General features: G+C 47.6%; 10 protein-coding genes and 2 pseudogenes. 3 read left to right on the plus strand and 9 right to left on the minus strand.

Translation table 11 applies throughout. The features are described from left to right. A pseudogene (locus ACTHSP_RS13280) lies at positions 1–205 on the plus strand (hypothetical protein); the annotation flags it as partial. 113 nt (positions 206–318) lie between these two features. After that, entirely contained in the window at positions 319–1,236 is a 918-nt protein-coding gene (thrB, locus tag ACTHSP_RS13285; protein ID WP_049351641.1) for a homoserine kinase, read from the plus strand. Positions 1,237–1,278: 42 nt separating this feature from the next. On the opposite strand, the gene ACTHSP_RS13290 is transcribed toward thrB, so the two are convergent. The 4 genes from ACTHSP_RS13290 to ACTHSP_RS13305 form a co-directional block, all read right to left on the minus strand. Next, the gene (locus ACTHSP_RS13290; RefSeq protein WP_049351642.1) at positions 1,279–2,805 is read right to left on the minus strand and encodes a DHA2 family efflux MFS transporter permease subunit; all 1,527 of its coding nucleotides are present in this window, start codon (positions 2,803–2,805) and stop codon (positions 1,279–1,281) included. A gap of 101 nt (positions 2,806–2,906) precedes the next feature. Further along, complete coding sequence (locus ACTHSP_RS13295) at positions 2,907–4,097, minus strand: HlyD family secretion protein (protein WP_049351643.1); 1,191 nt, start codon at positions 4,095–4,097, stop codon at positions 2,907–2,909. 224 nt (positions 4,098–4,321) lie between these two features. Beyond that, a complete protein-coding gene (locus ACTHSP_RS13300) occupies positions 4,322–5,728 on the minus strand; it encodes an efflux transporter outer membrane subunit (protein WP_440346250.1) in 1,407 nt (468 codons plus the stop codon). Between the two features lie 49 nt (positions 5,729–5,777). Continuing rightward, positions 5,778–6,272, minus strand: coding sequence for a MarR family transcriptional regulator (locus ACTHSP_RS13305; RefSeq protein ID WP_070630393.1), 495 nt, complete (start codon positions 6,270–6,272; stop codon positions 5,778–5,780). Between the two features lie 295 nt (positions 6,273–6,567). On the opposite strand from ACTHSP_RS13305, the gene ACTHSP_RS13310 reads away from it, so the two are divergent. Continuing rightward, a complete protein-coding gene (locus ACTHSP_RS13310) occupies positions 6,568–7,449 on the plus strand; it encodes a prephenate dehydrogenase (RefSeq protein WP_440346251.1) in 882 nt (293 codons plus the stop codon). Between the two features lie 89 nt (positions 7,450–7,538). On the opposite strand, the gene ACTHSP_RS13315 is transcribed toward ACTHSP_RS13310, so the two are convergent. From ACTHSP_RS13315 to ACTHSP_RS13335, 5 genes and pseudogenes are all read right to left on the minus strand, one after another. Next, on the minus strand, positions 7,539–7,898 hold the full coding sequence (locus ACTHSP_RS13315; protein ID WP_002221979.1) for an immunity 8 family protein: 360 nt from the start codon (positions 7,896–7,898) through the stop codon (positions 7,539–7,541). A 185-nt stretch (positions 7,899–8,083) separates the two neighbouring features. Beyond that, a complete protein-coding gene (gene hisD / locus ACTHSP_RS13320) occupies positions 8,084–9,376 on the minus strand; it encodes a histidinol dehydrogenase (RefSeq protein WP_440346252.1) in 1,293 nt (430 codons plus the stop codon). 71 nt (positions 9,377–9,447) lie between these two features. After that, a complete protein-coding gene (nfsA, locus tag ACTHSP_RS13325; protein ID WP_440346253.1) occupies positions 9,448–10,173 on the minus strand; it encodes an oxygen-insensitive NADPH nitroreductase in 726 nt (241 codons plus the stop codon). A gap of 48 nt (positions 10,174–10,221) precedes the next feature. Further along, on the minus strand, positions 10,222–10,875 hold the full coding sequence (gene hisG, locus ACTHSP_RS13330) for an ATP phosphoribosyltransferase (RefSeq protein ID WP_371464988.1): 654 nt from the start codon (positions 10,873–10,875) through the stop codon (positions 10,222–10,224). 82 nt (positions 10,876–10,957) lie between these two features. Then, positions 10,958–11,024, minus strand: a pseudogene (locus ACTHSP_RS13335) (SCO family protein); the annotation flags it as partial.

The following is an 11,024-nucleotide window of genomic DNA, read 5'->3' on the forward strand; positions in this document are numbered from 1 at the left end:
CTGTCTGCTTCGTTTTCTTCACCGCGTCAGCAGCGAAGAACCGAACTATACGCCTCACAACAAAACCAGTCAACACCTTTCGCAAAATTATTTTCAGAAAATTAATCACAGACATGTTTTAAAAGGGTTTTTATTTTATAAAAAACTCAATCAAACTTTCTACACAATCCATACATACAAAAAAATACAAACAAAGGCCGTCTGAAATGCTCTTTCAGACGGCCTTTTGAATTTAACCCTCGCTTGAATTTATATTGTTGGCGCTTGTTTTTTGGTATGATGTTTCCTTGATTCTTTTATATCAGCCTCGAGTTTGCTATGTCTGTCTATACCAGTGTTTCCGACGCTCAAATGCGTGATTTCCTACTGCAATATGATTTAGGAGATTTTGTTTCTTTGCAGGGGATTGCTCAAGGAATTACTAATAGTAATTATTTTTTAACTACTTCAACCGGTCGTTATGTATTGACTGTTTTTGAGGTTTTAAAATCAGATGAACTGCCTTTCTTTTTAGAACTCAACCAGCATTTGAGTCTGAATGGTGTTGCCTGCGCTGCTCCGATTACTCGTAAAGATGGCGGACTGCATTCTATTTTGGCCGGAAAACCGGCTTGTTTGGTTACTTGTTTGAATGGTTCTGATACTGGCTGGCCAACTGAAGCTCAATGCTTCCATACCGGTGCTATGCTGGCCAAAATGCATTTAGCCGGCCAAGACTTTCCTTTAAAAATGAAAAATCCTCGTTATGATGACTGGTGGCATGATGCCTGTACTCAGTTGCTACCTGTTTTAGATTCCGAAGATGCCGCACTGCTTCAATCTGAAATTACTGCTTTAGATGAAAATCTAGGAGAGCATTTGCCTTCCGGTATTATCCATGCCGATTTATTTAAGGACAACGTATTACTTAATGGAGATGAAGTTTCCGGCTTTATCGACTTCTATTATGCGTGTAACGGTAATTTCATGTACGACCTGGCAATTGCGGTTAACGATTGGGCACGAACAGCTGATAACAAATTAGACCCTGCCCTTTATGATGCCTTTATCCACGGCTATGAAAGCGTACGTCCATTATCTGATGAAGAATGCGCGTATTTCCCTACTGCACAAAGAGCCGGATGTATTCGTTTCTGGGTATCTCGTCTGCTCGATTTCCATTTCCCTCAATCAGGAGAAATGACGTTTATTAAAGATCCAAATGCATTTAGAGATCTATTATTGAGTCTTAAATAATATATAGATAAAAGGCCGTCTGAAATTCAGACGGCCTTTTATCTAATGCCCTCCCCCGCCGGAACCGCTAAACGGAGGTCTTGCCAACCAAATAATGGGGATCATGCTGATGAATATGATACTGCCTGCCAAGAAGATTTCATTTGAACCAATAATAAAGCCTTGTTGTGAAATGGTACTATTTATCGCATCCAGGGCTTGCTCTTTGCTCAGTCCATTGACCATCATGCCTTGAATAGATTGGTTGCTGATTGAGGACAATAAATTAATATGTTCGGTCAGTTGAGTATGGTGCAGAGCTTCGCGTCGTTCCCACATGGTGCTGACAACAGATACTCCGACACCGCCCATAAAGACACGCAAGAAATTAGACAGGCTACTTGCCGAGGCAATTTGGTTGCCTTTCATATGCGACAAGGTAATACTGGTCAAAGGCAGGAAGAACATGGCTACGCCTAAACCCTGCCAAAACTGCGGCCAAACGACGTTGCTCATATCCATACCGGCATAGAAATCGGTTCGCCAATGGAATGTGTAGGCAAACACCAAGAAGCTGGCGCTGACAAACAGACGCATATCGACGCGATTACCAAACTTACCGATAATCGGCGACAGAATAATCGGCAGGAAGCCCACCGGTGCAGCAGCTAGGCCGGCCCAAGTAGCGGTATAGCCGAGATTTGATTGCAACACTAAAGGCAGCAGGGTCAATGTGCCCATATAGACCATGAAGCCCAACGATGTAGCAACGACGCCTATTGTGAAGTTTCTATTTTTAAACAATGACAAATCGACAATCGGGTATTTCTCGCCCAGCTCCCAAACAATAAAATATGTCAGAAACACCAAAGCGGTAACGCCCAAAACGATAATCTCTCCCGAGGCAAACCAGTCCAATTCCTTGCCCCTATCCAACATCATTTGTAATGCGCCGATACCGACGATCATCAACACCAGCCCAACATAATCGATTGGCGCCCTGACGATTTCAGTTTCCCTGTGTCTAAGCTGTTTCCAAGAAATAGTTGCAGACAAAATCCCGATCGGGATATTGATAAAGAAAATCCATCCCCAATGCCAGTTGTCCGAGATCCAACCGCCCAAAATCGGCCCCAATACAGGGGCAACAACGACGGTCATCGCCCATAAGGCCAGTGCCAATGTTCGTTTTTCAGGCGGATAGGAAGCCATCAACAGGCTTTGGGACAAGGGAATCAATGGCCCGGCGATGAAGCCTTGCAATACACGGAAAAAAACCAAGGCTTGAAGATTATGTGCAATGCCACACAGCCATGACGTTACGACAAACCCGATCACAGCGGCGATAAAGATTTTGACCTCGCCAAACCGCTTGGCCAAAAAACCTGTCAGAGGAACGGAAATGGCATTGGCTACGGCAAATGAGGTAATCACCCAAGTCCCCTGCGTGGTAGCCGCACCCAAATCCCCTGCAATAACAGGCACGGCGACGTTGGCGATGGTGCTGTCCAAGACTTCCATAAATACGGCCAAGCTGAGCGCCAAAGTTGCCAACACCAGCTTAAACCCTTGTAACGGCGGATAATTCATATTTATAAACTATAAGACAACCGCCAAAGCGGTCGATTGAAGAGAATCAATATTTCAGACGGCCTGAGCCTTCAATAAAAGACTCAGGCCGTCTGAAAAGATTATTTTGCGTATTGTTCGAAGATTTTATCGACTAAAGCATCGGCGGCTTTCCAATCCACACTTTCCGTTTCCGGCAATGCAGTATTTTGTTCCGCTTCGGCAGTCATGGCTTTACCGCTGCCCTTCTCGGCAATATCGACTTTAACAGTCATCGACAAACCGACACGGAGCGGATTTTGTTGCAATTCTTTAGCATCCAAACTGATACGCACCGGCACACGTTGCACAACTTTAATCCAGTTGCCCGTTGCATTTTGCGCCGGCAGTAATGAGAACGCACTACCCGTACCTGCCGACAAACCCATTACCTTGCCATGGTAAACCACTTTACTGCCGTACAAATCGGCTGTCATTTCAACAGGCTGGCCGATTTTCATTTTGCGCAGTTGCGATTCTTTAAAGTTGGCATCCACCCACAATTCAGACAGGGGCACAACAGCCATCATCGGCGTACCTTGTGCGATACGTTGGCCGACTTGGACATTGCGTTTGGCAATTTGGCCGCTGATCGGCGAACGGATTTGCGTACGTTGCAAATTCAGCCAGGCGTCTTTGATGTGGCTGATGGCCGTCTGAACTGCCGGTTGTTGGCGCAGAGGAATATTGTTGCCCAACGCTGCCTGAGCAGAAACTTCTTCCGCCTCAACCGCTTTCACTGCAGCCTGAGCCTGAACCACAGCGGCACGGGCATGGCTGAGTTCTTCACCGGAAACCGCTTCCGTACCTGCCAAAGATTCACGGCGGCGCAAATCGGCTTGTACACGGGCCAAATCGGCTTTGCGCAACAACACTTGCGCTTTGGCTTTAGAATTGACCGCAGCTTGCTGCTTGTTTTGACGAATGGCCTGAATCAATTCATTTTGCGCACGATCGTATGCCAGCTGAAAATCGCTGTCGTCCAAAGCCACCAACACATCGCCTTTTTTCACGACATCCGTATCGTCATACATGACTTTGCGCACCGTGCCGTTCACCTGCGGCGTAATCATCACCAAATGACCGGCCACATAAGCATCTTCCGTTTCTTCTTCATGTTGCCAAAACAGGAAATACGCCAAAGCAACTCCTGCTGCCGCAATAAGGAATAGAAGCGTAACGATAACCAAATTGCGTTTGCGATGCGTTTTAGCGCCGGAAGCAGCCACTTCCGGTTCTTTTTGGACATTATTTTTTTCTGATTGAGTATCCATAAGTCCTAACTTTAATTCTGCACATGTGATAACGATATTATTGTCTTGCCGGGCAGCTGACTTATACCATCAGTCCCCAATACGCGCGTTTAACGCGCTAAAGGGTCATATTCTATAGTTACACTCTATTCATTACAATAATTTCTTCCGGTAGCAAATGTAAATAAGGTAAGCAAAAGGCCGTCTGAAATTACTTTCAGACGGCCTACGTTTTAATAAAACATTTATTTCTTATTTAATTGAAAGCCTCCGCCCAACTGGGCATTGAGGTTACTCCAAGCTGTCAGATATTCTGCATGGTATTGAACCGCCGACATTTTCGTACGCACAGCTTCGTCTTGTTTTTGCAAAGCGGTCAAGCCGTTATCCAAGCCTGCACGAACACGTCCTTTCGCATTTTGCACAGATTTATCCGCGATATTGACCATCTTATTCCAAGTATCTTGTCGGCTTTTCAGGCTTTGATAGTCCACTACGGCATCTGCCGCCGAACGCATGGCATTCAAAACAGTTTGGTCATACACGGCAACCTGCTCGTTATATTGGGCACGTTTGCCCGCCAATTTAGACTGCAGCGCACCGGAAGTAAACAATGGCAGATTCAAAGCCGGAACGATGCCCAACATACCGGAGGTTCGTCCGCGAATCAGATTGAACGCATCAATGTGCGTCATACCCGCCAAAACTTTTAATTCGATATTCGGGTAAAACTCTGCTTCGGTCGATTTGACAATATGCCATTTTTCTTCAAGCAAGGCTTTTTGCGCCGCGATATCGGGTCGGGCTGCCAGCAAATCCGCTTCAATTCGGTTAACCGGCAATGACGGCACAGCCGCCATTTTTTCCGGAACCTGTCCATCCAATGCACCCGGTACACGGCCGGTCAATACAGCCAGACTGTTGCGGATTTTCTCATTTTTCTGAGTCCATGCCGATTTTTCAAGCTGTAATTGTTGTTGCGCCATTTCCAGAGCGTGCAAGGCATCGGCAGGAGCCAGCTGCGCTTTAACGCGTTGTTGCATCAGTTTCAATGCTTTATCCGCCAGCTCTATGCGCGTATCCAGCAAAGCCAGATGTTCTGTCGCCATCTGCCACGCAAAATATTGGGCGGCAACGGCGTGAGCCAACTCGGTGCGGATATGATGCGCTTCATACACCGTAGCCCTGCTTTTTCCCAAAACAGCTTGAATCTGCTCTCGGTTTTTACCCCAAAAGTCGAAAACCAAGCTGCCTTGTAAAGCTGCGTGCGCCAAAACCAATGTATGGTCGGTATCGACCATACCGGCTTGAGGTTTGGGTGAAACATAGGTACCAATACCGGTTACACCCAAGCCGACTTGCGGTTTGTTTGCGGCTCCTACAACGCCCAGCTGCGCCTGAGCCTGCTCAAACCTTGCCTTGACGACACGCAGATTGGTAGACGTCTGAATGGCGGAAGCAATCAAATTGTTTAATTTTTTATCTTTCAGCTTCATCCACCAGCCGTCTTGGGCAGTAGCGGCAGATTGGCCTTGCGGCAGCGGATAGGCTGTTGTCTCATCCAAAGGCGACTGTTTGCCGAACGGCGCACATGCCGCCAACAGCGAAACAGCGGCAACGCATACGCTTGATTTGACCAAACCTAATTTCATACAGACTCCGTTTATGTGTGCCTGCCGCAGACCATCAGGCCGTCTGTTGTCAATTGCCCAAACGGTTCAACAGTTTACCTAATAGGTGTTGCAGCGTATCATAATCCTCTTTCGTGAAATCTTCCCACGCCTGGCCGCTCTGACGGGCAATTTGCGGCCATACTTCGTGGATGAAGGTCTCACCTGAAGGGGTCAATTTTAGCACAATCTGACGGCGGTCTTTTTGATTGATATAACGCTCTACCCAGCCGCGCCCAACCATATCGTCCGACAGGCGTGTCGCACTGGTGCGCGTCAAGTCCATCAGGTCGCTCAAGCGCGAAGGCAGGATTTCGCTGTTTGGGCTGACGTAAACCGCCATCAGGGAAAACCACAGGTTTTCATTGATGCCGAACGCTTTCAGGTTTTCGTTCAAATGGCTGCTCAAACGTTCGGTTACAATGCGCAACATGCGGGATACTTGGTTTTGCTGCTCTGGAAACTGCGGCAGACGGGTAGAAAGCAAACGCATTGCGTTGACTAATTCGGTTTGTGAAAAACTCATAAATTCCTTCTTTCTGAGTGAATTATTTTATTCGATATCAATCAAAATAAAATATGATGTAATAATTTACTTTAAGATACCAATCACTTACTTTAAGACGTTATACTGATTCAGATGATTATTTTAGTGTATGAAAATCTGATAATCGGTTACATGCTCCTACTAAACGGGGGTTTCTATGCCTAAATCATGAAAATTCGACCATAAAAAGGCCGTCTGAAACCTTGATGACAACTTTCAGACGGCCTCCATAACGGATTAAAATAAGCTTTTCCACTTGTACCGGATTCAAACCATGAACACTTCCGCCTTTTTTCCCCATATCACCCTTATCGGCGTCGGTTTAATCGGCGGATCGTTCATACTCGACCTCAAACGCTTGGGACTGGTGCAAACCGTTACCGGCATCGATACCAATGCCGACAACCTCAATTACGCACTCGAATGCGGCATCATTGACCATGCCTATCCGAATATTTGCGCCGAAAGCATTAGCAATGCCGATTTGGTTTTGATTGCCACGCCTGTCTCCGTCCTGCCTGACGTATGCCGCGACATCAAGCCCTTCTTAAAAGACACTGCCTGCGTTTCCGATGTCGGCAGCACCAAACAATCGGCACTCAATGCCTTCCGCACCCACTTATCCGACCGCCTGCCGCAATGTTTTGCTGCCCACCCGATAGCTGGATCGGATCAAAGCGGAGCAAAATCCGCGCGTTGCGGTTTGTTTCAAAACAGCCGCCTTATCATTACGCCACACGGCCAAGAGGCTTCAGACGGCCTGAGACGGCTGAAAAGCCTGTGGCAGGCGGTTGGTTCGCAAATTTCCACCATGAGCGCCGAAGAACACGACAATATTTTTGCCGCCGTTTCCCACTTGCCGCACTTGGCCTCCTTTGCCTATGTCCACGCTTTGGTTGACCATCCGCACGGCAAAGACTATCTCCCCTATGCCGCCACCGGATTTCGCGACTTTACCCGCATCGCTTCCAGCCATCCTGCCGTTTGGACCGACATCTGCATGGCCAACCGCCCTGCCCTGCTCAAACTGACCGGCGATTTGAAAGAACAATTATCCAAATTGGAACAGCTCCTTTCAGACGGCAACAAAACCGAGCTTTACCGCTATTTTGAAGAAGCCGCACAAATGCGTAATGACTGGCTGAAAAACCGTTAAACCTGTTTTCAGACGGCCTGATACCTTCCCAGTTAAAATCTTCATCACAATAAAAAGGGCATCTGTTTAGATGCCCTTTTTTGATTTCTTTAGCACTGATAATCTTCAAATTCCCACGAAAAAAAACGAAGTAAATAAGTCAATGACTTTTCCCAAGTTTCTTTTGAACATTCTTTAAGAATTTTCTCAATTTCCGATTTAATAACAGAATGATTAAATTCATTCATAATCATCATACCCGCTCCCCATTTAACCCTTTGATTTTGGAAACAATTATGCAAAATCCATTTAGGAGAGCATATGCGAACAGAAAATATATCTGCAGCATCACTATCATCAGTTCCTATGTCTAAATCAATTCCCACACAAAAATTGTCTTTGATTTCGGGAACGAAATCTTCAAAGGCACAATCGTAAAGATTGATGGCTTTCAATTCTAGGTTAATCATTTTATATTCAAATGTCCATTAGTTAGTGTTGTTCTTGTATTTGGGTCTCGAATAACAAAATTCGCTTGCGTTCCTGTTGGATTAAGATGTGTTGGAGTGTTTTTTTTGGTAGTAGGCGGTCGGTATAAACGAGTTCCGTCAGCACTTATCAAACAACCCTTGCACGTACGACTTCAACGTTTCACTCAGTCTTTCAAACGGAACTCAGCCGCTCTGGCGTGCGCGGTCAAGCTTTCGCCATGCGCCAACACGCTGGCGGTTTTGCCCAACTTCTGCGCCCCTTGTTCTGAAACCTGAATCAGACTGGAGCGTTTTTGGAAATCATATGTTCCCAAAGGAGAAGAGAAACGCGCCGTGCGGCTGGTCGGCAAAACGTGGTTGGGCCCTGCGCAATAGTCGCCAAGGCTTTCACTGGTATAGCGTCCCATGAAAATCGCACCGGCGTGGCGGATTTTTTTCGCCCACTCTTGCGGATTTTCGACCGACAGTTCTAAGTGTTCGGGAGAAATATAGTTGGCGATTTCGCAGGCTTCGTCCAAATCTTTAGCCAAAATCATTGCGCCTCGGTTGCCCAATGAAGCTTCAATAATCGCACGGCGCGGCATGGTTTCAATCAAGCGGTTCATGGCCGTCCGAACTTCATCCAAATACGTTTGAGAAGTACCAATCAAAATCGCTTGTGCAATTTCATCGTGTTCCGCCTGACTGAACAAATCCATGGCCACCCAATCGGCAGGCGTCGTACCATCAGCAATCACCAAAATTTCAGACGGCCCTGCCACCATATCAATACCGACCACGCCGAACACGCGTCGTTTTGCCGCAGCGACAAAAGCATTGCCCGGGCCGGTAATCTTATCGACTTGAAGCACAGATTCCGTACCATAAGCCAAAGCCGCAACCGCCTGCGCGCCGCCGACCGTAAACACTTTGGTTACACCGGCCACAAAAGCAGCCGCCAACACGATATCGTTGCGCTCGCCTTTCGGAGTGGGAACGACCATGATGATTTCTTTCACGCCGGCAACGTGGGCAGGCATGGCGTTCATGATGACGGAACTCGGATAAGCGGCTTTACCGCCCGGAACATAAATACCGACTCGGTCAAGCGGCGTAATCTGTTGCCCCAAAAGCGTACCGTCTTCGTCTTCGTAAGTCCACGACTCCATTTTTTGATGTTTATGATAGCTTCCCACCCGTCGCGCGGCCGTTTTCAAGGCCGTCTGAATGTTTTCGGGCAAACGCTCAAACGCAGACTGCAAATCGTCATGCGTCAGGATTAAATCGCCGATGGTTTGGGCAGATGTGCCGTCAAAGCGGTTGGTGTATTCAATCAGCGCCGCATCGCCGCGTTTTTGAACATCGGCACAGATGTCGGCAACAATACGGTCGATTTCAGGGTTTTGCGCGGTTTCAAAAGCGAGTAACGCTTTAAGTTCGGCTTGAAAATCAGGGGATTGGGTGTCGAGTTTCTTCATGGTTTGCTCTCTTCCTTTTTTCGTTCCTATTGTTTTCAGACGGCCTCAGCCACACACATGCCGTCTGAACATTATCTTTTCAAAAAACCTTTTTTCTGCAAAAACGCCAACATATGCGGTCGCACAGGATTGCCCAAGGTTTTGGCCAGCGATTCCTTCCAAGGTATCGGGCTACCCTTGCGTAACTCATAATAATCCGCCACTGCCTGATTATAGGCTTCAACCGCCTCGGCATTCAGGCTCGGACAGGTGTTTTCGGCATAGACCATTTCCTTAGGCAGGCGCGGTTTGAGCGGTGGGTCTTGGTCGGGATAACCGAGGCACAACCCCATCAAAGGCACGCAATAATCCGGCAGGTTCAACACGTCCGACACTTTTTGCGCATCATTGCGCAACGCGCCGATATACACGCCGCCCAGCCCAAGCGATTCGGCGGCAAGCAATACGTTTTGCGCCATAATGCCTGCATCGACCGCGCCAATCAGGGTGACTTCCGCCCAATCAATTTGCGCATCAAGAAACATCGCCTTGTGTTTGGAAAAATCGATGCAAAACAATAAAAATTCCGCACAATGGACAATATAAGGGGCGCTTCCTGCCGCTTCATGTATCCCCTGCCTCAGCGCAAGATCGGATACGCGGATGATGGAAACGCATTGCAGATTGTTGGAAGTCGAAGCCTGCTGTCCGGCGCGAACCAGCGTATCGAGGATTTCATCGGCAATCGGTTCTGAAGTAAACCTGCGGATGGAACGATGGGAAAGAATCGTATCGAGTGTCGGTTTGCTTTGCATCATGACGGGGCTTTCAAACTGGGTTGGCAGACAGGTTTTGCCAAAAACTTTTCAGACGGCCTTAGCGGCATTTTCAAATGCCTGAATAATCGGATTCAACAGCGCATATTTGGTTTTCAAGGCCGCTTTGTTGACCACCAAGCGGCTGGAAATATCAGCCACATGTTCCACAGCCTCCAAACCATTGGCCTTCAAAGTATTTCCGCTGGAAACCAAATCGACAATCGCGTCGCTCAAACCGACCAAAGGCGCAAGCTCCATCGAGCCGTACAGTTTGATGATGTCCACATGCACACCCTTGTCGGCAAAGTGTTCGGCGGCGATGTCGGGATATTTGGTGGCAATCCGCAAGCGGCTGCCGGGTTTGGACGCGGCGGCGTAATCAAAACCTTTTTTAACTGCAACCATCATGCGGCATGAGGCGATGTACAAATCCAAAGGTTGATACAGGCCATCTCCGCCATGCTCGATCAACACATCCTTACCGGCAATACCGAAATCCGCCGCACCATATTGCACATAAGTCGGCACGTCGGTCGCGCGTACAATTACCAAACGGATGTTGTTATGATTCGTGCCAATAATCAGCTTGCGCGACTTTTCCGGCTCTTCCGCAGGCACAATACCGGCGGCAGCTAACAGCGGCAGGGTTTCCTCAAAAATTCGCCCCTTAGATAAAGCAATCGTTAAAAGTGTGTCGGTCATTTTTTTCTTCTCCTTTGCCATATCAAAAGCAAGAAGGCCGTCTGAAATCTACAACCCATTTCAGACGGCCTTAACTACGGTTTTACAATAAAGTTTTCACATCAGCCGCAATCGTTTCCGGCTCGCTGCCATAAGGCGAGAAAATCGCC

The sequence above is a fragment of the Neisseria sp. P0001.S005 genome, from assembly GCF_051963715.1.

What these genes read in the sequence shown, in the direction of transcription:
- thrB (WP_049351641.1), top strand. Translation starts at nt 319, where the DNA reads ATGTCTGTCTATACCAGTGTTTCCGACGCTCAAATGCGTGATTTCCTA.
- ACTHSP_RS13290 (WP_049351642.1), bottom strand. Translation starts at nt 2,805, where the DNA reads ATGAATTATCCGCCGTTACAAGGGTTTAAGCTGGTGTTGGCAACTTTG.
- ACTHSP_RS13295 (WP_049351643.1), bottom strand. Translation starts at nt 4,097, where the DNA reads ATGGATACTCAATCAGAAAAAAATAATGTCCAAAAAGAACCGGAAGTG.
- ACTHSP_RS13300 (WP_440346250.1), bottom strand. Translation starts at nt 5,728, where the DNA reads ATGAAATTAGGTTTGGTCAAATCAAGCGTATGCGTTGCCGCTGTTTCG.
- ACTHSP_RS13305 (WP_070630393.1), bottom strand. Translation starts at nt 6,272, where the DNA reads ATGAGTTTTTCACAAACCGAATTAGTCAACGCAATGCGTTTGCTTTCT.
- ACTHSP_RS13310 (WP_440346251.1), top strand. Translation starts at nt 6,568, where the DNA reads ATGAACACTTCCGCCTTTTTTCCCCATATCACCCTTATCGGCGTCGGT.
- ACTHSP_RS13315 (WP_002221979.1), bottom strand. Translation starts at nt 7,898, where the DNA reads ATGATTAACCTAGAATTGAAAGCCATCAATCTTTACGATTGTGCCTTT.
- hisD (WP_440346252.1), bottom strand. Translation starts at nt 9,376, where the DNA reads ATGAAGAAACTCGACACCCAATCCCCTGATTTTCAAGCCGAACTTAAA.
- nfsA (WP_440346253.1), bottom strand. Translation starts at nt 10,173, where the DNA reads ATGATGCAAAGCAAACCGACACTCGATACGATTCTTTCCCATCGTTCC.
- hisG (WP_371464988.1), bottom strand. Translation starts at nt 10,875, where the DNA reads ATGACCGACACACTTTTAACGATTGCTTTATCTAAGGGGCGAATTTTT.